Annotated in this window: 29 protein-coding genes; 13 read left to right on the top strand and 16 right to left on the bottom strand. The window is 63.8% G+C overall.

All coding sequences use genetic code 11. The features are described 5' to 3' along the window. Positions 1 to 34: 34 nt before the first annotated feature. The 3 genes from ACK4HL_RS13125 to ACK4HL_RS13115 all read right to left on the bottom strand — a co-directional run bounded on the left by ACK4HL_RS13125 (position 35) and on the right by ACK4HL_RS13115 (position 3874). Positions 35 to 1417: a P-loop NTPase fold protein gene (locus ACK4HL_RS13125; RefSeq protein WP_409761012.1), complete on the bottom strand. Its 1383-nt coding sequence runs from the start codon at positions 1415 to 1417 to the stop codon at positions 35 to 37. 164 nt (positions 1418 to 1581) lie between these two features. Then, positions 1582 to 3477 carry a phage terminase large subunit family protein gene (locus ACK4HL_RS13120; protein WP_409761010.1) on the bottom strand — a complete coding sequence of 632 codons (1896 nt, stop codon included), beginning with the start codon at positions 3475 to 3477 and terminating at the stop codon, positions 1582 to 1584. Beyond that, positions 3440 to 3874 (bottom strand): hypothetical protein, encoded by a 435-nt coding sequence (locus ACK4HL_RS13115; RefSeq protein ID WP_409761008.1) that lies wholly within the window; start codon positions 3872 to 3874, stop codon positions 3440 to 3442. The genes ACK4HL_RS13120 and ACK4HL_RS13115 overlap by 38 nt, the downstream gene beginning before the upstream one ends. Here ACK4HL_RS13115 and ACK4HL_RS13110 point away from each other — a divergent pair. Next, a complete protein-coding gene (locus tag ACK4HL_RS13110; protein WP_409761006.1) occupies positions 3873 to 4298 on the top strand; it encodes a hypothetical protein in 426 nt (141 codons plus the stop codon). The two genes, ACK4HL_RS13115 and ACK4HL_RS13110, sit on opposite strands and share 2 nt — an antisense overlap. 19 nt (positions 4299 to 4317) lie before the next feature. On the opposite strand, the gene ACK4HL_RS13105 is transcribed toward ACK4HL_RS13110, so the two are convergent. From ACK4HL_RS13105 to ACK4HL_RS13095, 3 genes are all read right to left on the bottom strand, one after another. Beyond that, on the bottom strand, positions 4318 to 4671 hold the full coding sequence (locus ACK4HL_RS13105; protein ID WP_409761004.1) for a hypothetical protein: 354 nt from the start codon (positions 4669 to 4671) through the stop codon (positions 4318 to 4320). Beyond that, entirely contained in the window at positions 4668 to 5165 is a 498-nt protein-coding gene (locus tag ACK4HL_RS13100) for a hypothetical protein (RefSeq protein ID WP_409761002.1), read from the bottom strand. Before ACK4HL_RS13100 ends, ACK4HL_RS13105 begins: the two co-directional genes overlap by 4 nt. A 183-nt stretch (positions 5166 to 5348) precedes the next feature. Continuing rightward, the gene (locus ACK4HL_RS13095; RefSeq protein WP_409761070.1) at positions 5349 to 6170 is read right to left on the bottom strand and encodes a hypothetical protein; all 822 of its coding nucleotides are present in this window, start codon (positions 6168 to 6170) and stop codon (positions 5349 to 5351) included. Here ACK4HL_RS13095 and ACK4HL_RS13090 point away from each other — a divergent pair. Both ACK4HL_RS13090 and ACK4HL_RS13085 read left to right on the top strand, forming a co-directional pair. After that, a complete protein-coding gene (locus ACK4HL_RS13090; RefSeq protein WP_409761072.1) occupies positions 6097 to 6285 on the top strand; it encodes a hypothetical protein in 189 nt (62 codons plus the stop codon). The genes ACK4HL_RS13095 and ACK4HL_RS13090 overlap by 74 nt on opposite strands. Positions 6286 to 7219: 934 nt before the next feature. Further along, positions 7220 to 7411: a hypothetical protein gene (locus tag ACK4HL_RS13085; RefSeq protein ID WP_409761000.1), complete on the top strand. Its 192-nt coding sequence runs from the start codon at positions 7220 to 7222 to the stop codon at positions 7409 to 7411. A 408-nt stretch (positions 7412 to 7819) separates the two neighbouring features. On the opposite strand, the gene ACK4HL_RS13080 is transcribed toward ACK4HL_RS13085, so the two are convergent. Continuing rightward, on the bottom strand, positions 7820 to 8608 hold the full coding sequence (locus ACK4HL_RS13080; RefSeq protein ID WP_409760998.1) for a helix-turn-helix domain-containing protein: 789 nt from the start codon (positions 8606 to 8608) through the stop codon (positions 7820 to 7822). Positions 8609 to 8756: 148 nt separating this feature from the next. Here ACK4HL_RS13080 and ACK4HL_RS13075 point away from each other — a divergent pair, with 148 nt between their 5' ends. Both ACK4HL_RS13075 and ACK4HL_RS13070 read left to right on the top strand, forming a co-directional pair. Further along, the gene (locus tag ACK4HL_RS13075) at positions 8757 to 10322 is read left to right on the top strand and encodes an ABC transporter substrate-binding protein (RefSeq protein WP_409760996.1); all 1566 of its coding nucleotides are present in this window, start codon (positions 8757 to 8759) and stop codon (positions 10320 to 10322) included. A 34-nt stretch (positions 10323 to 10356) separates the two neighbouring features. Then, entirely contained in the window at positions 10357 to 11781 is a 1425-nt protein-coding gene (locus tag ACK4HL_RS13070; protein ID WP_409760994.1) for a C69 family dipeptidase, read from the top strand. Positions 11782 to 11788: 7 nt separating this feature from the next. Here ACK4HL_RS13070 and ACK4HL_RS13065 read toward each other — a convergent pair whose 3' ends face one another. Further along, the gene (locus tag ACK4HL_RS13065) at positions 11789 to 12145 is read right to left on the bottom strand and encodes an ArsR/SmtB family transcription factor (protein ID WP_409760992.1); all 357 of its coding nucleotides are present in this window, start codon (positions 12143 to 12145) and stop codon (positions 11789 to 11791) included. A 233-nt stretch (positions 12146 to 12378) separates the two neighbouring features. Continuing rightward, a complete protein-coding gene (locus tag ACK4HL_RS13060; RefSeq protein ID WP_409760990.1) occupies positions 12379 to 12876 on the bottom strand; it encodes a BA14K family protein in 498 nt (165 codons plus the stop codon). Positions 12877 to 13059: 183 nt separating this feature from the next. On the opposite strand from ACK4HL_RS13060, the gene ACK4HL_RS13055 reads away from it, so the two are divergent. The 8 genes from ACK4HL_RS13055 (at position 13060) to fabG (ending at position 21621) form a co-directional block, all read left to right on the top strand. Then, positions 13060 to 13962, top strand: coding sequence for a proline iminopeptidase-family hydrolase (locus tag ACK4HL_RS13055; protein WP_409760988.1), 903 nt, complete (start codon positions 13060 to 13062; stop codon positions 13960 to 13962). Between the two features lie 46 nt (positions 13963 to 14008). Continuing rightward, positions 14009 to 16279, top strand: a complete 2271-nt coding sequence (locus ACK4HL_RS13050) for a propanediol/glycerol family dehydratase large subunit (RefSeq protein ID WP_409760986.1) — start codon at positions 14009 to 14011, stop codon at positions 16277 to 16279. Beyond that, positions 16276 to 16695 (top strand): diol dehydratase small subunit, encoded by a 420-nt coding sequence (locus ACK4HL_RS13045; RefSeq protein ID WP_409760984.1) that lies wholly within the window; start codon positions 16276 to 16278, stop codon positions 16693 to 16695. Before ACK4HL_RS13050 ends, ACK4HL_RS13045 begins: the two co-directional genes overlap by 4 nt. A gap of 182 nt (positions 16696 to 16877) precedes the next feature. After that, complete coding sequence (locus ACK4HL_RS13040; RefSeq protein ID WP_409760982.1) at positions 16878 to 18041, top strand: PotD/PotF family extracellular solute-binding protein; 1164 nt, start codon at positions 16878 to 16880, stop codon at positions 18039 to 18041. Positions 18042 to 18106: 65 nt separating this feature from the next. Continuing rightward, positions 18107 to 19174: an ABC transporter ATP-binding protein gene (locus ACK4HL_RS13035; RefSeq protein WP_409760980.1), complete on the top strand. Its 1068-nt coding sequence runs from the start codon at positions 18107 to 18109 to the stop codon at positions 19172 to 19174. 2 nt (positions 19175 to 19176) lie between these two features. Then, positions 19177 to 20013: an ABC transporter permease gene (locus tag ACK4HL_RS13030; RefSeq protein WP_409760978.1), complete on the top strand. Its 837-nt coding sequence runs from the start codon at positions 19177 to 19179 to the stop codon at positions 20011 to 20013. A 2-nt stretch (positions 20014 to 20015) separates the two neighbouring features. Beyond that, positions 20016 to 20825 carry an ABC transporter permease gene (locus ACK4HL_RS13025; protein WP_409760976.1) on the top strand — a complete coding sequence of 270 codons (810 nt, stop codon included), beginning with the start codon at positions 20016 to 20018 and terminating at the stop codon, positions 20823 to 20825. Between the two features lie 25 nt (positions 20826 to 20850). After that, positions 20851 to 21621 carry a 3-oxoacyl-ACP reductase FabG gene (gene fabG, locus ACK4HL_RS13020; RefSeq protein ID WP_409760974.1) on the top strand — a complete coding sequence of 257 codons (771 nt, stop codon included), beginning with the start codon at positions 20851 to 20853 and terminating at the stop codon, positions 21619 to 21621. A gap of 162 nt (positions 21622 to 21783) precedes the next feature. Here fabG and ACK4HL_RS13015 read toward each other — a convergent pair whose 3' ends face one another. The 7 genes from ACK4HL_RS13015 to ACK4HL_RS12985 all read right to left on the bottom strand — a co-directional run bounded on the left by ACK4HL_RS13015 (position 21784) and on the right by ACK4HL_RS12985 (position 25840). Further along, positions 21784 to 22434: a DUF5818 domain-containing protein gene (locus ACK4HL_RS13015; RefSeq protein WP_409760972.1), complete on the bottom strand. Its 651-nt coding sequence runs from the start codon at positions 22432 to 22434 to the stop codon at positions 21784 to 21786. A gap of 148 nt (positions 22435 to 22582) precedes the next feature. Then, positions 22583 to 23593, bottom strand: coding sequence for a phosphotransferase enzyme family protein (locus tag ACK4HL_RS13010; RefSeq protein WP_409760970.1), 1011 nt, complete (start codon positions 23591 to 23593; stop codon positions 22583 to 22585). 10 nt (positions 23594 to 23603) lie between these two features. Further along, positions 23604 to 24257, bottom strand: a complete 654-nt coding sequence (locus ACK4HL_RS13005) for a microcompartment protein (protein ID WP_409760968.1) — start codon at positions 24255 to 24257, stop codon at positions 23604 to 23606. Between the two features lie 15 nt (positions 24258 to 24272). Further along, positions 24273 to 24554 (bottom strand): BMC domain-containing protein, encoded by a 282-nt coding sequence (locus ACK4HL_RS13000; RefSeq protein WP_409760966.1) that lies wholly within the window; start codon positions 24552 to 24554, stop codon positions 24273 to 24275. Positions 24555 to 24576: 22 nt separating this feature from the next. Further along, a complete protein-coding gene (locus ACK4HL_RS12995; RefSeq protein ID WP_409760964.1) occupies positions 24577 to 24834 on the bottom strand; it encodes a EutN/CcmL family microcompartment protein in 258 nt (85 codons plus the stop codon). Further along, on the bottom strand, positions 24835 to 25239 hold the full coding sequence (locus tag ACK4HL_RS12990) for a hypothetical protein (RefSeq protein WP_409760962.1): 405 nt from the start codon (positions 25237 to 25239) through the stop codon (positions 24835 to 24837). A gap of 1 nt (position 25240) precedes the next feature. Further along, the gene (locus ACK4HL_RS12985) at positions 25241 to 25840 is read right to left on the bottom strand and encodes a BMC domain-containing protein (protein ID WP_409760960.1); all 600 of its coding nucleotides are present in this window, start codon (positions 25838 to 25840) and stop codon (positions 25241 to 25243) included. Between the last annotated feature and the right edge of the window lie 3 nt (positions 25841 to 25843).

The following is a 25843-nucleotide window of genomic DNA, read 5'->3' as shown; positions in this document are numbered from 1 at the left end:
ACTTCGGAAATGAGCCAATAGAACCCAATAGAAGTCACGTTTCCGTTCGCAGAAGCCTTCCGGCATTCTGAACAAGTGTGACATACTTCCCTACCAGCAAACGTTTCCCGCGCGCCACAGTGCCACCGTAGGTATCGTTATATTCTTGAGCGACTATAGTGCGCGCCCAGCGGGCTGATGCTAACGATGGATTTTCGTCCTCGAAGAATTTGTTCATTTCCAAATTGTAATTCCTCAGGAATTGATCGAGCAGTCTAGTGGCTGTCACCTCATCGCGCGAATTTCCCCTTCCAAAGTCTTGTCGGCCGCCGAAAGCAAAGCGCGCACCCTGATCCGGAAACCGTTCGCCGAAATCCTTCGGAAAATTTCCGAAATCGCACTCTGCTATGCAAGAGAAGAGCTTCGTATCACCTGAATGGTGAGCAACCACCATGAACATGAGGTATATGAGGTTCAATTTTGCTTTCTTATCCCACAACGTAATAGCGCTTGCCAACATGTCCATGCATTGCTCTATGTCGCGGAGTGAAAGAGAGAAGCCCTCGAAAATAACAGCAATGGCCTCATACAATTTCTTGTCTGGAGGCCACGCCAAGCGTTCCTCGGAAATTGCGTATCGAGAACAAAGATGTTCAACAAATCGTTCCGTGGACGGCTTTGCGAACCGATAGGTCCGATCAAAAAAGCGTAGCAAGTATTTCTGTGCGTCGAAGCCTTCTCCGTATATTGATCTTATAGAACTTGATAGCTGCGCAGTGTCTGTCGCAACAATGAATATCAAGCCTTCGACAGAGAACAGGTGCTTAATATCTTCAAGCAATGAAACGGAGTAGCTCGGCCTACAACGATCTAGTTCGTCAACTAGAATGAAGAAGAGCTTCTGCGGATCATCACCTCCGTTCTTAAGTGATCCAGCTAGATCAGCCAATTTCTCGCGGAACTTCTTCAGTAGTGCCTTTCTAGACGTAAACTGGTCAATAGCTCTGGACGCATCTGAAGCGCCAAGACTGTCTAGCGCTCCCTCTAAGGCTCCCTTGGTGATCTCTCCTACTATAGATGGCGATCCAGGATCCTGTGATGTTGCACCGTCCCTTGCGATTGAAATGAGTTCCTCAACTCCCTCACTGCCCAAGAATTTTTTCGCAGCTGTTTTCACAGCTCCCAGGGCCGCAGTCTTTAGTAGAGGTACTGCTGCCTCTTTTGCGCTTTCCCAAGCTGAGGAAACTTTGGCGCTGCGCGGATACGTCCTTGCGATTTCCTCGTCAACTGCCGCCATTAATGCAATTAGGGGCGCGTCGGCGTGGTCATCTTCCCAAGCGTCTACGTAAACGCAGCAATGGCCATTTGACCTGAGCTGTTCACGTAGACGCGTCAGGAAGTACGTCTTTCCTGAACCCCATTCAGCGTCGATGTTCAACACATAGGAACCGACTTCAGATCGCTTTGCGCGCTCCTCCACCCGTTGAGCCACGAATGAGAAAATTACATGCGCGTCAGCGCGACGGTTCAGAATGTCGCCTGGCCAATGTCTGTTTGGTTCGTGACCACTGCTCATGCTTTCGTCCCCATACCTTCCAATCGTCAGTGTGAAAGCCAGCGAGATCTTATCACACGAACAGGAGTGACCAAGGGCGTCTCCCGATCATCAGCTTTTGAGATCGGCCGCCGTGGCGCGGCATCAATCTTCGCCGCGACCTCGGCAAGGCTCAGTCCACTCGCATAGAGGCCATGGAGGGCGGCGCTGCCATAAACGCGGCAGTCCAGCGGCTCGTTGCGCACGCCCTTGTCCACAATCCATTCGATCCGCGCCACGCCGCGCGTCCACTTGCGGATGGCCCGCTCAGCAACGATGCCTTGAAACCACCAGAAGTCCCGGTCGCTCGGCGCATGGATCGCGCCAGGGCCAGGGGCATCTTCGATCCGGAGGCGGGACATGAGTGTGGCCTTGAGGGTATCCACGCCGACGATGTGGACGGGCGCAATTCCCGTGCGCCGGGGCTTTGGTGGGCGCTTCGGCCATGGCGGCACCCCTGCACCGCCCCGTCCTTTGACTGCCCATACCCTGCGATTGAGGCGGGCTGCGCTGTACCTCATCACCGCATCGGTTCGATGCCCGCCGCTATCGATGCAGACGGCAGAGATGGGAAGGTCGGGAACCGCGCGCGGGTGGCGGAAGCGGCGGGCGAGAAGCTGGTCGAGCGCATCCCACGGGCCGGGACGGGAGGTGTCGCCGTGGATGATCTGATAGTCGATGGACCAGCTTTCCTCCGCGCGGCCCCATCCGATGACCTCAAGCTCAATGCGGTCATCCTGCACGTCGATGCCAGCGGTCAAAACCGCGACACCATCGGGCAGGACCTCGGTCCACGGCACATCGGCACGGCGCGCGCGGGCTTGCAGGGTGTCTGGCGAGAGCGGTGCCGTCTCGCGATCCTCGAAACTCTCGCCCAAGGTGGTGTTCGTCCAAACCTGCAACCGGGACGGATCGGACTTGCTGGCGAGGAAGTCGCGGGCGATCTCGGCCCATGAGACGAAGGGCGAGACGAGGCCGCTGATGTGGAAGCTGGCGGTGAGGCCGTCGCCCTCTGCGGTGGCGCGCCATTGCGCGCCCGCCAGGAGCTTCGGCTTGTCGCGTTCCTCATGGATGCCGCCACAGGAGGGGCAGATCAGGTGGGCGCGATCTGGCGCGCCCTGGGGCCACTGGATATTGACCCATGCCGGAACGAAGAACTCGCCGCAGTGCTGGCACGGCAGGAACAGGCGGCGCTGGTCGCCTTCCTCGTAGGCGCGCTCAATCCGCGAGACGCCCTTGATGGTCGGCGTCGATGTGAGCAGAATTTTCCGCTTGCCCCTGAAGGTGGCGGTACGAGCTGCGGCAAGCTGGATCGGATCGCCCTCATCCCCAGCCGAGGCGGGGAAGGCGTCAACCTCGTCCATCAAGACGAAGCGGGCAGGGGTCGAGCGGAGGCCAACTCCGCTGTTCGCGCCCACGAAGGCCACCGCCCCACCGGGGAATGCCTTGAAGAAGGCGCTGTTGCCGCTCTTGCGCGGTCCCGGCTGCACGATGCGGGATGCAAGTTCCGGTGTGGCCTCAAGCATCGGATCGACGCGGACGCGGGTGAAGCGCCGCGCGGCCTCAGTCGTGGGTTGCACAACCAGGGTGAGGCCCGGCCAAAGGTGGATCGCGGCTCCCACGAAATTTAGAAGTACCTCGGACTTGCCGATCTGCGCGGCAGACATGATCGCGACCCGCTCATAAGGCGACGCGGGGGATAGGCAGTCCATGATCTCGCGGAGATAAGGCGTCCTGCTGTTTCGCCAGCGTCCCGGCTCGGCGGCAGTCTGCGGCAACACCCGGTGGCGCTCGGCCCACTCCGAGACGGTGATCGCGGGATCAGGAGCGAGACCCCTGCGCCACGCGCCATCGACAGCGAGTTTTTCAGAAGTTAGCATGGGCGTCTTCCCGGGAGCGAACATGGTTCGGATAGCACTCGTTCTTGTAGCTCTGTGCGTTGCGGTGAGCGACGCGCTGGCAGAAGTGATTTCCTGCAATTTGGACCGTGAAGTCGAGTGCTTCTTGGGTGACTGCCAAGAAAGGACGATTGTTGGCGATTTCACGATCGATGCAGCGGGCAAGACCGCGCGCCTCTGCTTCGTGGACAAGGGGAAGCAAGTTTGCACCACCAAGGAGGTCGAGGTCCATCAGACCAATCGGGGAAAGGTGATCCAGAGCGTACCAGAGGACAACAAGTCGACCATTTTGGTTCTCATCGCGGGTACTCAGATGGCAATGTCCGATCTCTTTACCGCTCAGATTTCCTTTCTCCGCTTTGGCACCTGTTTCCGCCACTAGTTCAGTGAGGAATTTTTGCATGTTGAACTTTCCCAAACAGTTAGGCCGAGTGGGATTAATGTCGGGGGGCATCGCCATTGTTCTGCTCTGCTTGAGACTTCCTGCAGGTGCTGGCTATGTAGATAATTATTCTAAGTGGAGGGAAATGACAGAAGAAATGAAGTTAGGATATGCCATGTCTCTATACGATGTTTTCTCCAGCCTCATCGATCCGGCGGACCCGAAGTCGTGGGCAGTGGCACGAGGCATGGCCGAGTGCGGCTCGGCACTCCAGTTATCGAATGACATGATCGTTGATGCCATCGACAATTTCTATGGAAGGTCCGCCGAAAATTGGGGAGTGGCTCCAATGTCTGCTTTTCTTAAGGAAGTGAAGTTTGGAGCATGCCGCATGCACGTAGATCGCCTGCTCATTGAGAGAGGATTTCAAGCGTTACCCAAGTGATGGGACTGCGCTGTCCAGTTCAGTACTCGAATTTTTCGTTTGCATTTTGATTTGAAGCATCAAGCTCCATGTCAACGCATCCCGACAAGATGCTATACGAACCTCCGCCTCCGAACCGCGCTACTTTCTCGCAATGGCGCCTCATGGTTGCAGGCAATCCACCCCAAGCTCCCTTCAGTTTGTTATAGGCATCTTGCTCCATGTCCATGCACCCACGAAAGAGGCTCGCGGAGTATTCGCCCCCAAAGCTCGCCACTTTTTTGCAGTGGCTCTCAACATCAAATCGAGGCGGCTTTCCCTCCTGGGCGATGGCAGCAACACTCATCCCGCACGCGAAAAGAAGACCAACACCAATCTTGCCGATAGTCTTCATCTTTTATCCCCTGATAGGTCAAGTTCCTGACTAGAAAGGGCATACAACTGCTCGCGTACCCTACGGTCAAGCCCTGCGAATATGATTTGCGGATCAGCGCCAGTTTCTGCCGCTAATTCTGCTGCTGCCCTGCTGACCCATCCGATCCAAGCGTCCCGCTCGAAGCGGGCGCGTTCGAAGATCGCCTTCTCCACTTCGGCGCGGTCTAGAAGGCTGCCTTCTTTCCGCTTCACCTCCATGTCGATCAGCTTCGTTTCGCGGAGCAGCTTCTGCGCCCGCATGGCGGCGACCATGCCAAGCTTGCCTTCGGGCGCTGTCCCGGTCGCAGCTTCCCGGCGCTTCGGATCGAGATTGTCCGCGATCCAGCGCTTGCCCTTCTTGAGATCGATGCCGCCATCCGGCTCGACGGGCAGCCCTTCGCCGACAAGCTGAGCGATCCTACCGCGCGAAAGGCCGACTTCCTTGGCGAATGCGGCTTGCGTCAGGCTAGGCATGGGGACCTCCAAAGGCTGGCGAAATACTGCGAGGCCGCGCCCCCGCATCCCCCCGCCCGGAAAGTACCTTCGAAATCGAATTCTGGTCGGTCAGTTTTGGCGATACGGGGGGCGGGGAGGGCAGGGTAGCGGGGCGGGCCTGATGCCCGCCTGTGGCCTTCCTATTGGCTTCAATCGTCATGACTAGAACGGGACCTCATCTTCTTGGACGCGGGAGGGAAGGGGACGCCCCGTGCGGAGCCTGGGCGTTGGGGCCTTGGCGATGCCAGCGCTTGCGATCTTCGCGGCATGGTCGATCAGCGCGGCATGGGCCAGCAGCACCGAGCGGGCTTCGTCTGCCCGCCTGCGGATTTCGGGGTGGGCGGCCTGTGCAGCCCTGCGGAGCTTGGCAGCCCGCTCGCGATAGTACGCACTGCGGGGGCGGGAACTCAGGAAACGGGCTGCTTCCTCGCGGCTCAGCGGAAGAGGAACATAATCGGGGCGCGAAAGGCCGGGGTTCTCGTATGCGTCGAGTTCGGCATCCTCGATGATTTCGAGCAGCTCGTCGGGATCGCCAGCCTCGCCAGCTCCCGCCCGTAGCCCCTCAGGGGCGCGAAGGGCGAGTGGCTCCATGGGGGGTAAGGGGGGTGTATCCTCTTGGAGAGGCGCGGGTGCTTTAAGCACCGCGCCTTTAAGAGGTTCCCTTAGAGGTTCCCTTAAGAGGTTCTGTGTCCCAAATTTGGTACTAGTAGGGGTGTCAGTTTTGGGACCAGTGGGGGTGTCAAATTTGGGACTGCACCCGTTTCCACTGGTGTCAGATTTGGCACTAGTTCCCTGCCTTTTACTAGTGTCAGTTTTGGGACTGGTCGAAGTGCCGCCATCGGGTTCGGTCACGAAGCGATAGTGGTTCACCTTGCGCCCGCCGCGCTTGGGGACCGCAAGCCGCTTCTCCATGTGGCCCGTCTCGCAAAGGAGGTTGATTGCCCTGATGACAGTGCTGCGCGCCTCGCCGCTGTCCTTGCCGATCCGGGCGATGGACGGCCACGCTGTGCCACTCTCGTCACCCAAGCGGATCGAGATCATGACGGCGATCTTGAAGGCTGTCGAGTTGATGCGGGGATCGAGCGCAAGCTTCCTGTAGAGCGCCTCGCGGTCGCGGTTGCGGGTGTCAGCCATGGCGCGCCTCCATGGCATCGAGGGGCAGGGCGGATGCCGAAGGGGTGTGGAATTCGCCCCTCCGGTGCTTGCCAGAAATCGCGCGCGGTTCTAGAAGTGGACTGCTCACATTCCCCTTTCCGAGCAGACCACCCAAGCCGCCGCGATTGTCCCTCGCGGCGGCATTTTTCTCAGGCAGCCGTCCTGCCCACTTTCCGTTCGATGCCATGTGCGGCACTCCTTTGAGGGAGCGCCACTCGCGACCTGAACAGTGTAACTATCTGATCTTGCTGGTGCGGATAAGGATCAATTCGGACCCCCGCTACCATCACTCCTCCACGTGACCTCGGCTAGAGCGGAACACCTCGCGACGTTGCAAAGGTGGAGGCCCCGGTTTCCCGAGGCCTCCTGACGGTCGGCTGAGGAGCGTAGACGCCACGCAGCAGCCGTCGTTGCCGAGAGCTCAAATCCGAACTCCACAGCGATCGTCTGCCCGAGGAACTCGCGCTCAGAGCGTCCGAGTTCCGCAAGCCGCGGCACCCATGGCCGCGCCAGCGGTTCGGTGAAATCCCCCCGGTCGCTGGTTTACAGGGTTGGGTCGCCGGCAGGATGCCGCGGCCACCGCGCCGACGCCACGGATGTGAAAACGCATCCAGGCCTCAAACGTCCTGCCCCATGCGACGTTTTTTTCGGCATGCCTTTGATGCGACGCAGGAATCGGGGCCAATACGCCACTGGGGAACATTGCATGTGGCAATGCCGAATTGCCCAGGTGAAGTGGCGATCGGCCAACCGGCACAGAGGGAACCTTTTCGACCGGCCCGCGTTTCCCGCTCACTTCTGCGTGTTTGTAGGTGTGAGTCCCGGGTGAGCCGCCGTCCCCCCGACGGCGGGCACTCCCGTGCGGAGGAAGGTTCCCCATGGATACGCTCGAGTGCTGCCGGAAAGTCGAGGAATGCCTGGTTCGTGCCCGGCGCGCGGAGACACGTGGCGAGCGGCTCCACTGGTATGAACTTGCGGCCGCATGGATCGACTGCTGCGACATCCCGCGCCCGCGCAGCCGCGCGAGGCGCCAGCGGGCGGGCGAGTGGCAACCTTCGCTCGATTGCTGATCCCGATCGGCGCAAATTCTCTCATCTGCGAAATATTTGGTCCGCTCGTCTTCCGCACTGGAACGCTGGGGCCGGACTTGGGCGTTTAACGGGCGAGCACGCCTCAGGCGTAACTTCGATTCAAGAAGGAACCGTTCGTGAAATTGTCCATGTATTTCTGCCGCTGCCTGTTCTCACCGCCGGGAGCCAAGCCCAAGACATGACGGCGGAGGAATGCCAGCCGCTCTCCGAACAGAACCGTGCCATCGGGGATCGCAGGCGAAAAGGGCATGGACAACCAAAGCCCGAGCACGGGCACCGAGGGCAACGGCAACTCGAGACCAGTTTTCGCCTCCCCGTTTACGGGGGCAGGACGCACGGCGCAGCTTCAAGCCCAAGCGGCTGCGCCGTGCGAGCAGGGGCGGGCCTTCAGGCCGGCTGCATGCTGGTCACCCGCGCCGCGTGGCCATCGGTGAAGAAGCGGCGCACCGCTGGATCGAGCTTGCGGTCGGCCAGGGAAACACGCCCACAACGGGCGAGTGCCTCCCGCATGTCGATGGTCGCACCGATATACTTCCAGATCACGCCGGAGGCGTAGGGCTGGCGATGAACGCGTGAGGTGACGCCGAAAGTCATGCCGGTCATCACGTCGAGCGCCTTGCGGTAGGGCGGGTAGAGGATCGTCTCCACCACCGAGTCGTCGGAGAGGCATTCGAATTCGACCACGAAGATGCAATTTCCGAGATAGCTCGCGAGGCCCCGGTACTTCGAGAGGTAACCCGTCGTGATGTCCCGGTTGGCGCGGCGCTCGATCGATTTCGAGTGAATGCGGCCATCTTCCTCATACAAGCACACCAGGGAGCGAAAGAGTGTTCCGGGCGCCCCGGGCACCTCGAAATGGCTGTGATAGAAGCCGAGCAGGGGCCGCAGGCGGCGTATGTCTCCGGGGAAAGCCCGGTCGAGGAGTGCGAGGCCTTCCCGGCCCTGAGGCCTGTGGCCATAGCGCCGGCTGAACTCCTCATGCGATGACAGGAGGTCGGCCGCCGGAACAGAGAGGCCGTCGGCGATGCGCTTGAGGTTATGGGGCGAGGGCCGCGCCTCCCCCGAGAGATAGCGCGCGAACTGCTGGCGGTTGAAACCCAATTCCCGGCAGAGTTCCGAGACGGACCGCCGGCTCGCGGCGAGCAGCCTCAGGTTTTCTGCGAGATCATCCTTCATGAGCGCATGGCTCTCCTCGCAAAAAATCCTAACACAGCTGCAGATCGCGTAAAGCAACTGCAAGTCGCTGCCTTGCCGCGCCGCGCCCCTCACCCCCATCCTGACCGGCAAACGGCGCTGGAGGCGCCCGGCACCAGGGAGGAAGAACATGTCCAGGAAAAGAATCACCTTGCCGTCTCTCACGCGCCGCCAGGCGATGGCGCTCCCCGCCGCGGCGGGTGCGGTCGGGCTGATGGGCGGCAGGTCGCGTGCCCAGTCGGCAACGCCGGTGAAGGGCGGGAGAATGGTGCTTGCCTCGCGCCACGGATCGACCACCGACACGACCGACCCCGGCACGCTCACCAACGCCTATCAGGGCCTTCTCGCGCTCGCCTTCAGCAACACGCTGACGGAAATCCTGCCGGACGGTTCGGTCGGCCCCGTGCTGGCGGAGAGCTGGGACAGCACGGACGGCAAGACCTGGCGCTTCCAGCTCCGCAAGGGCGTCACCTTCCATGACGGCCGCACCATGAAGGCCGAGGATGTGGTGACCTCCATCAACCATCATCGGCGCAAGGAGTCGACCTCCTTCATCAAGCCGGTGGCCGAGCAGTTCACCGAGGTGAAGGCGGATGGCGACACGGCGGTGATCATCGTGCTTCAGTCCGCCAATGCCGACCTTCCCGCCATCCTCAACACCGAGGCCTTCACGATCTATCCCGCCAAGGGCGACCGGATGGACTGGGAAAGCAAGAACGGCACCGGGGGTTACATCCTGAAGGAACACCAGCCGGGCATCCGTGCCTATCTCGAGCGCAATCCCAACTACTTCCGCGACGACCGCGCCTTCGCCAGCGAGGTGGAGCTGCTCTGCATCCAGGATTCGAGCGCGCGCATGAATGCGTTGCTGAGCGGGGAAGTGCAGGCCATCGACGAGGTGGACCTCAAGACGGTCGACATGCTGAAGACGCAGCCCAACATCACGCTCGACCGCGTGCAGAGCTCGCTGCACTACACATTCCCGATGCGCACCGACATGGCGCCCTTCGACAATGTGGATGTGCGGCTGGCGCTCAAACATGCCATCGACCGCGAAGACCTGATGCAGAAGATCCTCTATGGCTACGGCACGCTCGGCAACGATACGCCGATCGGGCCGTCCTACACCTACTGGGCCAAGGATATCCCGCAGCGGACATACGATCCCGACAAGGCGAAGTTCCACCTGAAGAAGGCCGGCATGGAAAATCTGAAGGTCGATCTCTCGACATCGGAAGCGGCCTTCGTGGGCGCCACCGACGCGGCCGTGCTCTACGCGGAGCATGCGCGGCGCGCCGGGATCGAGATCAATGTCGTGCGCGAGGCGGGCGATGCCTACTGGGACAATGTGTGGATGAAGAAGCCCTTCGTGGCCTGCTACTGGGGCGGCTATCCCACCGAGGGCGAGATGTTCGCCATCGGCTACACCAAGGGCGCGGCCTGGAACGACACCTACTGGTCGACGCCCCGCTTCGAGGAACTGAGGGTGGCGGCGCTGGGCGAACTCGACCCCGAAAAGCGGCGTGCCATGTATGCCGAGATGCAGCAGATCCTGCACGACGACGGCGGCGCGCTGGTCTTCGCCTTCGCGGATTTCGTGATGGCACGCAACCAGACGATCGCCCACGGCCCGCTCTCGACGGAAGGCCCGTTCGACGGCTCGCGCGCGGCGGAGCGCTGGTGGGTCGTGTCCTGAAACACCTGACAGCTGCAAGGGGCTAGGGCACGCGATGAGCTATGCGATCTATGTCGGCCGGGAGCTGACGGCGTCCGGCCACGCCTTCCTGGCTGGCTATGGCGACGAGCCATCGAGCCATTGGCTCGAACTCGTCGCCGAAGCCCGGCACCCGGCCGGTTCGACGATCACGGTGGGCACCACGCCTGCGGCGGACGTTCCGGGCCGGTTGAGCGAAATTCCGCAGGCGCCGGAGACCGCGCGTCATCTGCGCGTTTCCTACAGCTACTACAAGGGCACGCCGGCGCCGCTCACCAATGGCGGCCTCAACCAGTATGGCGTGGCGGTGCGCGATGTCTGGTCGCCCTCGCGGCCCGAGCTCGTCGCCATGACGCCCGCCGACCAGGCGGGCCTCAACTACAGCGATCTCTGCAAGATCGTGCTCGAACGCGCGCGCTCGGCGCGGGAGGGCGTCGAGCTCATCGGCGAGCTTACCGCGCGCCACGGCGACGTCACCTATGGCGGCAACTCGCATCTCATCGCCGATGCGGAAGAGGCCTGGGTGGTGATCGAATTCGCCGGCGGCAAGGGCCTCTGGGCGGCCGAACGGCTGGGGCCCCGCAGCATCCGCGTTTCGCGCCCGGGCTATATCGGCGAGGTTCCGCCCGAAGGCGACGGCGGGCGAAATTATCTGTGGTCGGAGAATTTCATCTCTTTCGCCGCCGGGCAGGGATGGTATGACGCCTCATCCGGCAAGGCATTCGACGTCAATGCCATCTATGGCGATGGCAAGCTCCGCTGGGACGGTGTCGCGTGGGTGGAGGGGCACCTCGCCAAGCGTGCCGCGAGCCCGGAGAAGATCGGCTTCCGAGATCTCGTCTACCTGCTGCGTACGCCGCGCCTCACCGGCGACACGGCCGGATATGGGCAGATCGTGCCGCTCCATGGCCGATGCGAGGAAGACCTCCGGATGATGTGGCATGCCCATGTGGGTGCCTGTGCCGCGCCCTTCGTTCCGGTCTGGCTGGGCATCGAGAGCGTTCCGGCCGAGTTCCGCCAGCACCGCTACCTGAGCGACGGCGAGGCGGCGCGCTTCGTCGACGGGCGCCATTCCGAAGCAGTATCAGCCGTGCCGCGGGGGGTCGAAGCCTCGCGCTCCGCCACGGAAGTCTTCAAGCGATTGCTCTACCTCGCCTTCGAGCACCCGGAGCCGTTCCTGGCCGAGGTTCATGCCGCGTGGGACGCACTCGAGACGACGCTCGAGAACAAGGCGGAGGATACCGCAGCCCTGGCGCGGCTCGCCCTTGCCGCGGGAGACCGCGCGCTCGCCAGGCGCCACCTGACGCGCACCGTTCAGGACGAATTGCTTCGCGCCCTCGGGCACGCAGAGAGCCTGGCCCGTTCACTCGACCTGCGCCGCCAGCTGCAATTCGGCATCGGCGAGGCGATCCCGCCGAAGGGGCCAGAACAGATCTGGTGAGGCGCCGTCAGTGCCTGCGGCGGAGCATGGGCCGCTGTTGCGCGCAGAGCAGCGTGTGCAGTGTCTCGATCAGCGTCGTCACGTCGTCGTTGGCGATCGAGTAGAAGATGCTGCGCCCATCGCGGCGCGCCGTGACGATGCCGTCGAGGCGGAGCCTCGCCAGCTGCTGCGAGACGGCGGCTTGCGGCATCTCCATGATCTCCTCGATCTCGGAGACGGACTTCTCTCCCTCCGCCAGGAGGCAGAGCATGAGGAGGCGGCCCTCATGCGACAGGGCCTTCAGCATTTCGCTGGCCCTGCGCGCCTTGGAGAGCAGGTCCTTGCGTGTCTTTCCGGTGGCGGTGGAGAAGGCGAGTAAGCTCATCTGAGTGCCTGCGTGTTGCTGTGAAGAAGCGGTGTGAGGAATCCAAATAACGCAATGGATGAATGGCACGAATTGGCGTGTCCTGCAACTTGTAGATGCTTGCGCCGAATGCCTCCGGCCGGAATTTTTTTACGTAATCGTTTGTTCCTAATCGTTTTTACGGAGAGACCCGCCAAAGCAAAGCGCGCCCCGGAAGGGGCGCGCTGGTCGTGCGGGGATGGCAGCCTCAGCCTTCAATCATAGGGGCTGTTGCAGCGGTGCCGCCTGCCGTCATAGCCCAGGAAGGTGTCGGTGCGCGGATTGTAGCTGCGATACCGGTTCAGGCACCATTCGACATGGGCTTCGTTGTCGTACGCCCGATAGCGGTAGGAGGGGTAGTAGCCGTAATAGGGATAGTCATAGCGCCACCAGGGGTCGGAGTACCAGAAGCCTCCGTAGAAGAACGGATAGCCCGGATAGCGGTAGCGGTAGCGCGATCCATGGTGGCGGTGGTTGTAGCGCCAGCGGTCATGCCGCCAGCCGTCATGGCGCTTCTTGTAATAGATGCGCGGACGGTGCTTCACATCCAGCAGGAGCGATGGTGCTCCCGCGCGTTCATACAGGATGAGCTGGCCGGCATCGCCATTTGCGGGAAAGGCCGCCGCCGGACTTGCCAGCGGAGGGAGCAGGGCGGGAATGGCCGCCACCGCAAGCGCCATGGCGGCAAGGCGGATCGATTGCAGTTTTCGCATGCGAAACTCCTCTCTTTACACCCGGACCCGCCCCATTTCCGGAACCCTTCAATCGTTACCGGCCTGTGCCGCGGCCGGCGTTGATCTGCCTCAATCTCATGCGTGCCATGAGCATGATCGCCCATTGCGGCGGATGCGCGGCATGCTTCAATGTGCACGTGAAGAAAGAGGAGGATACCCCCCGTGTGGCGCGAAATCGAACCGGACGAGAAGATCACGCTGAAGGTGGATGGCCATCGGCTGGTGGCCTACAGCTTCGGCAGCGGCGAGGACGTGCTGTTCTGCGTCAACGGCGGGCCAGGGCTTCCCTGCGACTATCTCCGCGAGGCCCATTCCTGCTTCATCGACCAGGGCTTCCGGGTAATCGCCTTTGATCAGCTCGACTGCGGCGCGTCCGACCGGCCGAACGATCCTTCCATGTGGACGCTCCAGCGCCACGTGCGCGAGACGGAAGAGGTCCGCCGCCAGCTGGGCCTCGGCCGCGTTCATTTCCTCGGCCACAGCTGGGGCGGCTGGCAGGCCGTCCAATATGCGCTCACCTACCCCGAGGGGCTCGCCTCGCTCATCCTGTCGAGCACAGTGGCGGACATGCCGCAGCTCCGCTCCGAGCTCGACCGGCTGAAGGCGGCGCTCGGCCCTGAGGCCGTGGCGATGATGCAGCGCCACGAGGCGCAGGGCACCTTCACGCACCCCGAATACATGGGTGCGATCACGGTGCTGAACTACCGCCACGTGTGCCGGCTGCAGGAGACGCCGGCCCCCGTCGCGCGCTCGCTCTCCGATTGGAACATGGGGCCATATTCCGCCGTGCAGGGCCCCAACGAGTTCACCTACATCGGCAACATCCGCAACTGGTCCCGCCTTGCCGACCTCCACAAGATCGACGTTCCGGTGCTGATCACGGTCGGACAGCACGACGAGCAGACGCCGGCCTGCGCCATGGAAATGAAGCTCAGGCTGAAGAATGCCGAACTCGCGGTGTTCCCCAACAGCAGCCATCTTCCCTTCTACGAGGACCCGGCGCTCTACTACCCCGTGCTGCAAGGCTTCCTCGAGCGCAACAGGCTGACACGCAGGGGCGGTTGACGGCGGGCGTCACTCTTATAGTCTTCCGCCATCACGGGAGATGACGATGGCCGGCACGGTCAACCGCTGGAAGCGCTACGCCGACTGGGACGACAGGCCGCTGAGGCTCGACAAGTTCGCGGCCGAGGACCCGGCCAACGGCTTTTCCGCCTTCTCGAGCCCGAAGGACCCGAAGCCCGGGATCGGCATCGAGAACGGCCGCGTCATCTCGATGGACGGGGTGCTGGAGCGCGACTTCGACATGATCGACCGCTTCATCGCCCGCCACCACATCGATCCCGCCGTGGCGAGCGAGGCGATGGCGGTGGACTCGCGCCAGGTCGCGCGCATGCTGGTGGACATGAACGTGCCGCGCGAGGAACTCGTCCGCCTCGCCCATGGCATGACGCCGGCCAAGCTGGCCGAATGCGTCTCGCACCTCAACGCGCTCGAGATCGCCTTCGCCTATTCCAAGATGCGGGCGCGGAGGACGCCGGGCAACCAGGCCCACGTGACGAACGCCAAGGACGACCCGCTGCAGCTCGCCGCCGATGCGGCCACCGCGGTGGCCTTCGGTTTCGACGAGATCGAGACGACGATGCGCGTTTCCCGCAATGCCTGGTCCAATGCGCTCGCCTGCGCGGTGGGGGCGGCGGTCGGGCGCTGGGGCACGCTGTTCCAGTGTTCGAGCGAGGAGGCGGAGGAACTGCGGATCGGCATGGCCGGCTTCACCTCCTATGCCGAAACGGTCTCCGTCTATGGCACCGAGAAGAGCTTCACCGACGGCGACGACACGCCCTGGTCTAAGGCGTTCCTCGCCGCCGCCTATGCCTCGCGCGGAATAAAAATGCGCTGCACCAGCGGGGCAGGGGCGGAGCTCCTGATGGGCTTCCACGATTCGAAGTCGCTGCTCTATCTCGAGGCCCGCTGCCTCTGCCTGCAGCGCGGCATGGGCGTTCAGGGCACGCAGAACGGCGGCATCGACGGAGCGCCCTTGACCTCCACCGTGCCAGGCGGCTTCCGCGAACTGATGGCGGAGAACCTCATCGCCGTGTGGCTCGACCTCGAGTGCGCCAGCGGCAACGATGCGCGCGCCACCGAGTCCGAGATCCGGGTGGGCGCCAAGATCATGCCCTACCTCGTGGCGGGATCGGACCTCATCTGTTCTGGCTTCGGCTCCATCCTCAAATACGACAACTCCTTCAATCCCTCGCTGCTGAACGGCGAGGAACTCGAGGATTACCTGGTGCTGCAGCGCGATTTCGAGGCCGATGGCGGGCTGACGCCGCTGCCTGAGGAAAAGGCGCTGGACCTGCGCCGCCGCGCCATCGACGCCGTCTCCGCCGTTTTCGAGGAGCTGGGGCTCGCCCAGCCGAGCGAGGGCATGAAGCAGAGCGTCACCGTTGCTTCGGGCTCCGACGACACGCAGAGCTTCATGCCGCGTGACGTCGCCTTGATCAGCGAAGCGATCCGCGAGAAGGGGATCAGCGTCGTGGACGTGGTCCGGGCGCTTGCGAAACGCGGTTTCCGCGAGGAGGCGGAGAACCTGCTGCATGTCGTCAAGCTCCGCCTGTCGGGCGACTATCTCCAGACCTCCGCGATGATCCGCAACGGCCGCATCGTGAGCGCCGTCAACGACCCCAACGATTATCTTGGGCCGGGATCGGGTTATCGCGTCTCCGAAAAGCGCCGGCTGGAACTCAACGCCATCCGCGACGTGCTGGACCAGAAGGAGGTGCTCCGGTCCGAGGCGCTGCATGAACGCGAGGAGACCTCAAGGATCAGCTACAGGGCGCGCGGGCCCGCCGTGCCATCGGGCGATCCGAAGGACGTCGTCATCGGCATCAGCCCGGCCTTCGGCATCAAGCTGTTTCAGACCACGGCAGGCCACCGGCTCTCCGACGTGTTGCGCGCCATGACGGAAGCGATCCGGGCGCGCGGGCTCATCCCGCGCATCGTCCGCTTCCGGCACACCGCCGACACCTCGTTCCTCGGCCTCTCCGCGGCGAGGCTGGCGGGTTCGGGCGTCGGAATCGGTATCCAGGCCAAGGGAACCGCCGTGATCCACCAGCGGGACAGGCTGCCGCACAACAACCTCGAACTCTTCTCCAACGCGCCCATCACGCAGCTCTCCCACTACAAGGGGCTTGGCGCCAATGCCGCCGCCTATGCGCTCGGCGAAATGCCGGAGCCCGTCGTGGTGCCGCAGCGCGGGGAGGCGATGGGCTCGCGCTATCACGCGCGTGTCGCCATGATCTATGCGATCGAGACGGGGCTCACCGAGGAGGGCGCACAGCCGGAAGCGGTCGAGGTGACGTTTACGGGAGGAAGACCATGAGCCTCTCGCGCAAGGATTACCCGCTGGCCGAAACCCGGCCGGAGGCGGTGAAGGGTCCGCGCGGCAAGGCCCTTTCAGAAGTGACGCTCGATGGCGTGCTCGACGGTTCCATCACCCTGGAGGACCTCCGCATCACGCCGGAGGCGCTGAAAGCGCAGGCCGAAATCGCCCGCGATGCGGGCCGCCCCACGCTCGCCCTCAATTTCGAGCGGGCGGCCGAGCTGGTGAAGGTTCCGCAGGACGTGATCATGCAGATCTATGAATTGCTGCGGCCCGGCCGGGCACGGGAGAAGCGCCAGCTGATGGAGGCCGCCGCCATGCTCCGCAGCCGGTATGGCGCCATCCGCATTGCCGATTTCGTCGAGGAGGCAGCCCACAGCTACGAGGAGCGCGGGCTCTTCACGTTCCGCTTCTGACGACGCGCGCTCTTGCACAAAACCCGGGCATTCGCGGCGTGCCCCGAATGTGGGAGTTTCAGCTGTCCCGGGGCGCGTGCCGCAAAGCGGAATCGCTCTTTACTCGGACGAAGTTTTGGTGCTCAATCGCTGTGGAACTTCCAACAGGAAGAGACACAAGACGACAAAACAGGGAGTGAACGATGGCCAACAGCAGCAGGATTTCCCGCCGCAACTTCATGCAGCAATCGGCCTTGTGGGCCGCCGCATTTGCCGGTGCCGGCGCCTTCGCGCCGGGGCAGGCGCAGGCCGCGCGCGAAAAGGAGCTGAACATCCTGTGCTGGGAGGGCTACAACTCCGCCCAGGTGCTCGATCCTTTCCGCAACGAGCGGGGCGCCACGGTCAAGGCCGAGTCGCTCACCAATGATCCCACCATGATCAACCGCCTCAGGGCCGGCGAGACCAATGTGTGGGACCTCATCAACGTCAACAATCCGTGGGCGCGCAAGGTGATGTTTCCGGAGAAGCTGATCAAGCCTCTCGACCGGGCGCGCTTCGAGCCCTATTTCGACAGGATGATGCCGGCTTTCAAGGCGCCCTACAAATGGGCAATGGACGAGTCCGGTGCCGAACTTCTCGGCATGGCGCAGCGCTTCGGGCCCTACAGCTACGTCGTCAACACCGACAAGATCAGCCGCGCGGCCGCGGAGGACCAGGGCTGGAGCCTCTTCGCCGATGCGGCAAATGCCGGCAAGTACGGCATCCTCGAATCGGATGACTGGAACGTCTTCAACATCTGCCTCGTCGCCGGCTTCGATCCCTTCAAGGAGCACAGCGAGGAAGAGGTCGCCAAGTTCAAGGAGACTGCGCAGAAGGTCTTCAAGGGCGCCAAGGTGGTGGGCGACATCGCGACGATGAACCAGGCGCTGATTTCCGGCGAGATCGACTTCCACATGACGGGCGGCACCTATTCCGCCTCGCCCGCGCGCGCCGACGGCAACCCCAACATCCGCGGAATCACGCCGAAGACGGGCCCGATGAACGGCAAGGGCGGCATCGCCTGGATCGAGATCACCTCGACCGTCAACAATCCGCAGCTCTCGCCGCTCGCCGCCGACTTCCTTGAATACGTGCAGTCGCCGGAGATGGCGCACACGGTGGCCTTTGCCGAGGGCACCTTCAACCCGGTGACGCAGATGGGCAATCCCGACTGCTTCAAGCTCTTCACCAAGGAAGAGCTCGACGCGATCCAGTGGGACAGCCTCGAGGAGGAGATGTCGCGCTGCGTCGAGTACGACATCGTGCCGGGCTACGACAAGCTGCTCGACATCATGACGGCGGCGAAGCGCGAAGCCTCGGCCGGCTGACCAACACCCCCATCGCACCCCCTGCGGCACGGCCGCCGGGGGTGTTCTTGACTGAAAGATCGTTCATGCACGGCGCTCAACCCATCCTGTCGCTGAAGGCTGTCCGCAAGATGTTCGGACCCCACGCGGCGGTCGACTCCATCGATCTCGACATCGCGGAGGGCGAATTCTTCACCATCGTCGGGCCCTCGGGCTCCGGCAAGACGACCATGCTGCGCATGCTCGCCGGCATGGACACGCCGACGAGCGGCGACATCCTGCTCAAGGGCGAGCGCATCAACGACGTGCCGGCCAACAAGCGCCCCACCTGCATGGTGTTCCAGTCGCTCGCGCTGTTTCCCCACCGCACCGTGGGCCAGAACATAGAGTTTCCCCTGAAGATCCGGGGCGAGGCGCCGGAACGCCGAAAGTCACGCGCGCTGCAGCTGATGGATCTCCTCCGCCTGCCGCAGAGCTACTACGCCAGGAACGTGATGAAGTGCTCGGGCGGCGAGCGGCAGCGCGTGGCGCTGGCCCGGGCGCTCGCCTATGACCCGCAGATCCTGTTCTTCGACGAGCCGCTGTCGGCCATCGACTACAAGCTCCGCAAGACCCTGGAGAAGGAGCTGAAGGACATCCACCGCGAGACGAAGAAGACCTTCGTCTACATAACCCATTCCCTCGAGGAGGCGATGGTGATGAGCGACCGCATCGGCGTGATGAGGGCGGGAAGGCTCGTCCAGGTCGGAACGCCGCAGCAGATCTATTCCACGCCCAATTCGCGGTTCGTCTCGGAGTTCGTCGGCGACGTCAACGTGATCCCCGTGAGCCTCGGGTCCGACGGCCTCCTGCACTCCTCGCTCAGGGGCGAGAAGCTGAAGGCGCCCGGCGTGCCGGCTGGCTTCACGACAGGGCATCTCGTCATCCGCCCCGAATACATGAAGTTTCTTTCGGGGCCCGGCGAGGCCGACAACGTCCTCGGCGGCAGGCTCTACAACGAGTACGCGCTGGGCTCGCGCATCCAGTACCAGGTGCGGGTCGGCGAAAGCGTGTTCATCGTCGAGAAGCTGCGGCAGCAGGCCTTTGCCGGGCGGCTGGACGACGACGTGTTCATCGGCTGGGACTCCCGTGACGCCATTCTGGTGACGGACTGACGATGTCGCCCGGATCGCGTTCCTCACTCCCCGTCGTGCTGTTCCTGCTCGCCGGCTTCGCCGCACCGCTGATCGCGGTGATCTGGTTCAGCTTCATGCCGCCGCGCACATTCTCCTTCGGCGGTGCCCCGACGCTCGACAACTATAGGGCGATCTTCGAGAGCACGAGCTACATTACCTTCCTTTGGTCGCTGGGGCTCGCCGTGCTGACGGTGCTCATGCTGGCGCTGATCTGCTATCCGGTTGCCTATGGGCTGGTGCGGGTGTTCGGAAAATGGGCGATGCTGGTGACATTGCTCTTCACAATTCCGCTCTTCGTCTCCGAAAACATCCGGCTCTATGGCTGGGTGCTCTTCCTCATCAAGAACGGCGTCCTGCTCGGCACGCTCAAGTCCTTCTTCGGGATCGAGCTTGAAAGCATCCTGTTCTCGCTGCCGGCCATCATCCTCGGCATGGTCTATGTCTACCTGCCCTTCATGCTGTTCCCGATGACGCTCGGCATTTCCATGGTGCCGAACGAGACGCGCGATGCGGCATTCGATCTCGGCGCCTCGCGCTGGCAGGTGTTCAGGGAGGTGGAACTGCCGCTCTCCATGCCCGGCATCGTCATCGGCTTCCTCCTGACCTTCGTGCTCGCCGTCGGCGCCATCGCGGAGGCGAAGGTGCTGGGCGGGCAGCGGGTGATCCCGATCACGCACGACATCGAGATCGCCTTCACCTATTCGCAGAACTGGCCGCTCGGTGCCGCGCTCGCCGTGCTGCTGATGCTGGTGGTCGGCGTCCTCGTGGTTCTGGCGCTGCGCCGCTTCGACCTCGACACCTTCCTGGGGCGGAGGTGAGCATGCAGACCAGGGCCCAGGGCTCCCGTCATGCGCTCGTCACCGCCTGGACGATCGCCGTCATCGTGTTCGTCTATCTGCCCACCGTCTGCATCGCGCTCGCCTCGCTCACCGCCAGCCGGTACTTCCAGTTTCCCATCGCCCGCTGGGGGCTGGACTGGTGGCAGAAGACCTTCAGCTCGATCGAGATCCGGCAGCTACTCTCCACCTCGATCAGCATCGCGCTGTGCGTGACGGTGATCGCCGTGGTGCTGGCCTTCTTCGGCGCGCTCGCCTTCGCCCGCTATGACTGGAAGGGCCGTTCGCTCTTCCAGAAGCTCATCCTGCTGCCCATCTTCTTCCCGCAATCGGTGCTGGGGCTCGCTCTGCTCCTGTGGTTCAACACGCTCGGCATTCCGCTCTCCTGGAAGACGGCGGTCTTCGCCCACCTCGTCTGGGTCGTGCCGGTGGTGACGCTCGTCATCGCCATCCAGGTCTACAGCTTCGATCCCGCGCTCGAGGAGGCCGCCTTCGATCTCGGCGCCTCGCGCTGGCAGGTTTTGCGCGAAGTGACGCTGCCCGTGCTGTTCCCGGGGCTCTTCTCCGGCGCGCTCTTCGCCTTCCTGCTGTCATGGGGCAATTTTCCGCTCTCGCTCTTCACCACCGGCGCAGACACAACGGTGCCTGAATATCTCTATGCGAAGATGGTCGCGGGCTACACGCCCGGCGTTCCGGTGCTGGGCACCGTGTCCACCATCGGTGCGGCCACGCTGCTGATCGGCGGCTACGCCGCGATCCTCGCCATGCGCCGCGCCAAGGCAGATGAAAAATGACATGTGAACAGTCCGGGAGGCAAACATGACTCAATCACTTCAAGGCCGCTCCGTCGTCGTCACCGGCGGCTCGAAGGGCATCGGCAAGGGCATCGCGCGGGTCTTCGCTCAAGCCGGCGCGAAGGTGGCGATCGTGGCGCGCCACGGAGAGCAGGCGGAAGCGGCGGCCCGGGAGATCGGCCACGGCGCCTTCGGACTCGCGGGCGACGTCACCTCGCTTCAGAGCATGGAGGCCGTGATGAAGGAAGCAGCGGCGCGCAGCGGCGGCATCGACGTGCTCTGCGCCAATGCGGGCATCTTTCCGCCCGCCAAGCTCGAGGACATGAGCTCGGAGGAGTGGGACCTCGTCGTCGACACCAATCTCAAGGGCACCTTCCATTCGGTGAAGGCGGCGGTGCCCTATCTCAAGACATCCGACCAGGGCCGCATCGTGCTCACCTCCTCGATCACCGGGCCCGTCACCGGCTACCCGGGCTGGACGCATTACGGCGCCACGAAGGCGGGCCAGCTCGGCTTCATGCGCACCGCCTGCATCGAACTGGCGAAATACGGGATCACCGTCAACGCCGTGATGCCTGGCAACATCATCACAGAGGGGCTGGCCGGGATGGGCGAGGAGTATCAGCGCTCCATGGCCGCCTCGATCCCGCTGAAGAAGCTCGGCACCGTCGAGGACATCGGCCACGCCGCCCTCTACTTTGCTTCGAAGGAGGCGGGCTACGTCACTGGCCAGACGATCATCGTCGACGGCGGGCAGATCCTCCCCGAAAGCCTCGAGGCGCTCGCCTCGGCCTGATAAAGGAGAATAACGCGCGCGGAGAATCCGCCCCATGATTTCTCCGGCGCGAGGAGTGGGTGCCCTTCCTGCAGGCCACCGCTGTTCTGGTGTTCGGCCGCAGCTGACTTCCTGAAGAGCGCGAGAAGACCCGCGGAGGATGCCGCCTCCGCGGGCCCTTCCTCACTCGGCGCTGCGGATGCGCTCCACCTTGATGGTGTTGCGCTGCTGGCAGATCGATACCTCGGCGCGTTCGCCGGTGACGCGCACCCGGTCTCCGGCCTCGAACTGCCGAAGCGAACCGGCCAGCGCATAGATGCGGCCATCGTCGCCCGCGAGGCGTGGGCAGGTTGCGGTGGGTGCCAGCAGTTCGCCGGTGATGGTCACCCGGTCGCTGACGTCATCGTCGCTGTCCACGACCCTGATGGGCCGTGCGAGCGCCGCGATGCGGCCTCCCGGTGTCTGGAGCGCGAAGAACAGGTTGCGGTCCGGCCTCGCCCACTCGGGCACGGCCACACGCGCGTAGACCCGGCCGTTCCAGTCTGCCCTCACCGTGCGCACACGGGTAAGCCGCTGGGGGTTGCGCCCCTCCGCGAGGACATAGAGACCACCGGGGCGAAGATCGCGCCCGATGAGGGTGACGCGGCTGCCGATCTCCGCGACGGCGGGACGCACGACGAGCCGCCCGCGCGTGTAGCGGTCACCCGCGTGCTCGGAGACGAGGACGGTCCCCGCCGGTTCACCGGTTGGATGCGCCTGGGCCAGGCCGGCGGTGGCGATCGCTGCGCTGGCGCCCAGAAGAGCGGCAGCGAGGTGGTTTCTCAATCTCTGCATCTGAATAAAACTCCCGATCACGTCGTCCCAGCGCCACGTCATAGGGCGCAGCCCTTGAACGCCGACTGATCGCCGCGTTCATCAGGGCTTAAGTGTTGACCTTTGGAAACGTTCCGCGCGGTGCCAAGCGCCGCCAGGCAGGAACCGATCAGGAGAAGCGGCGGAGATAATCCTCGCACAGCGGCAGGCTCTGGTCGGTGAAGCCGGCGCCGAGAGACTTCGGGAACTCCGCCTCGATGTGCGAGGCGATCCAGGCGACGAGCAGAATGCGGCGGAGCATGATGAAGGTGGGGATCTCCGCCTCGTCTTCCTTCGGCAGCGCCAGCACCTTGCGGTAGCCCTTCTTCCAGCTCTCGATCAGGTCGGGCACCTGCGGCTCGTGCTCGTAGAAGGAGACGGGTGTCGCGGCGTCATACATGTACCAGCCGAAGCCGCAGTCATCGAAATCGATGACCTTCACCGCCTTGCGGTCGATCAGCAGGTTGGCGAGGCGGAGGTCGCAGTGGATGAGGCCGAAGCGGTCGTTCCCCTTGCCATAGGCACGGAGCCTTCTCCCGATGAGATCGACCGTGCGCTGGAACAGCTCTTCCTTCTCGCGGTCCATGCCCGCGCCGTCCCGCCAGCGGCCCCAGTGCGGCTTGTCGTCGCCCAGGGCCGTGTCGAAGTCCCAGGTGAGGCGCGTGAACCAGGAGGGCCGCTTCCACTGCCGGGCATGCACATGCATGCGCGCGGTGATCTCGCCCAGCACCTCGAATGGTTCGGACAGGTCTTCGCCGATCCCCGGTTCGGCACCCGTCTCCCAGTCGAACAGCACCACGTGGCGCGGCTCGCGCATGCGCGGATGTGTTACGTCCTGGATGATCTCGCCGTCCTTTCCCTTGATGGGGTTTGGCGTCGTCACCACGCCGGTCTGGCGGAGATCCACCTCCCAGGCCAGCTCGGAAGCGATGGCCTGCCGGGAGTGATAGCCGGCGCGGTGAACGCGCAAGGCGAAGCGCCGGCCATCGGGGACATCGACCCGGTAGGTTGCGTTTTCCGAGAGGTTCAGCATCTTCGCCGCGCTGCCGGAGGGCAGGGCGTAGTGCCCCAGCGCGCGGTTGGCGAGGTCGAGGAGGATCGGCAGCTGTTCCTCATGCGAGAGAGAGTCGAAGTCCGTCATGGCCATCCCGTCAGGCTTTGCGTCCCTCGATTCCTGCCAGAACCCGCTCGATCTCCGCAAGCCCCCGTTCCACGTCCGCCGTGCGGCCGGACATGTAGAGGCGGCCCGCCGCGCCGATCATCTGCACGTCCACCAGGGTGAGGGCAGGGGCCACCTTCTCCGCCACGTTGGCGGCGATGGCGGCATAGAGGGCGGGCACCATCTCACAGACGAGCAGCGTCTCGCCCGGCATCACCATGGAGGCCTGGCGGTTGCGGTTGATGATCACCGCATGCTGGTCCGCGATGTTCTCGATCACGTCCGTGAACAGGATGCGCGGGGCGAGCTGGTCGCCCTCGGTGAGGCCCAGTCCCTTCAGCACGGCGCGCCCCGCCGCCAGCAGCTTCTCCTTGTCGCTGCCGTGGATCTCGAGAATGCCGAACTGCCGCTCGACGAAGAGAATGCCGGGCTCGAGATCCGGATCGGCCTTGAGGGCGAGATCCATCACCCGCTCGATCATCAGGCCGGGCGCCACCTCGATGATCAAGGCGTGCTGGCCCGCATAGGGCGGATATCCCCGGGCGCGCGTCGGCGTTCCCATGTAGGCGGCGAATTGCGGCTCAAGGCTCTCGATGGTGAGGAACACCCGGAGCTCGCCCTTCGCCGCCGCGCGTGCGGCAGGCATGGCCGTCTCTCCGGCTTACTTTGCGGAGCCGGCGGTGAAGTGCTTGGAGACGTCCGCATGAGGCCGCGGAATGACGTGCACGGAGACGAGCGTGCCGACCTGGCCCGCCACTTCCGCGCCCGCCTCGGTGGCGGCCTTCACCGCGCCCACGTCGCCGTTGATGACCACTGCCACCAGGCCGTCTCCCACCTGTTCGCGGCCGACGATCGTCACGTTGGCAGCCTTCACCATGGCATCCGCCGCCGCCATCGCTGCGACATAGCCCTTGGTCTCGATCATTCCGATTGCATTGCTCATGGCATCCTCCGTTGAGCGTTGATTACTTCGTCCTGGTGGCCGCTTCATCGATCGACCCGATGATCAGCGCGTCGATGGGCGGCGCCTTCCCCGGAAACCAGCCGGCTGCGACCGAGCCGGTGGCGATGATCACTTTCTCGCCCTCGCCGCAGCCCAGCGGATCGAAGGCGAGGAGGCGCGAGTTCGTGTCGTCGATGACGACCTCGAGCATCGAGCCGGCAGGCACTTCCGAAAGCTTCTTGGTGGACCAGATGCGGCCCGTCACGGTTGCCTTCAGCATCTAGCGTCTCCTTTCGATGATTAGCCCCAGCTTGCGCGCCCTGTCGCGCGCCAGCGGCGTCAGCACGGCATCGGGCGCCAGCACGAGGCGGCCCGCATTCCTGAAGCGGTCGATCTTCTGTTCGGTGATGACGCCCGTCAATGCCGCTGCGGGCGCAGCAGACGGGGCAGGGCCGGCAGCGGCCCCGAGCGTGAAGCGCAGCCGGCCCGTGCGGACCCTGTCAAGCGTCGCGGGATCGATGAGACGGGCGACGAATGCGGCGAGATCCTGGTCGCTGCTGATCCGCACCGTCTCGACGGCCGCAGCGCCGGCACTGCCGCCCTGGCCGCGCTGGGCCATCGCGTCGCGCAGCACGTCCCGCACCATGGCGCGGAGTTCCCGGCTGATTTCGGGGGTGAGCGTCATGTCAGAGCTCCAGTGCCTGTTCGGCGGCGCTCGCGGCGGCGCGCACCTCGGATTCGGTGCCGGAGAGATAGAGCCGGCCCGTCGCGCCGATCATCCGGTAATCGACGATCTTGATCGTCGCGGCCTTTTCCGCCGCGTTGGCGGCGAGGATGGCGTAGGCGGCGGGCTCGGTTTCGAGCACGAAGAGCGTCTCCCCCGCCAGCACCATGGAGCCGCCCTTGTTGCGGTTGATGAGGAAGGCGTGGCCGGGGTCGATGCGGGTGACGATCTTGGAGGCGAGGATCTTCGGCTTCATCGCCTTGTCCGCGGTGATGCCCATCGCGTCGATCACCGCTTCGGCGGAGGCCTTCACCGCAGCCACGTCGCGCGAATGGATCTCGAGATAGCCGAACTGGCGCTCCACCACGAGAATGCCGCCCTGCACCTCGGCGGTCTTCAGGGCCACGTCGGTCAGCGCCTCGATGTCGAGGCCGGGCGCCACCTCGATGATCTGTGCCGCCATGTTGGTGCGCGGCAACGAGCCACGGATCCAGGTGCCGAGATAGCACATGGTCTGCGGCTGCAGCTGGTCGATGAAGATGTATGAGCGGAGCGTTGCCATGCG

Origin of the sequence: Aestuariivirga sp., from assembly GCF_046294715.1 — a bacterium.
Classification (GTDB): domain Bacteria; phylum Pseudomonadota; class Alphaproteobacteria; order Rhizobiales; family Aestuariivirgaceae; genus Aestuariivirga.
Note: the sequence above shows the minus strand (reverse complement) of the source record. Positions and strands in the feature narration are given on the sequence as shown.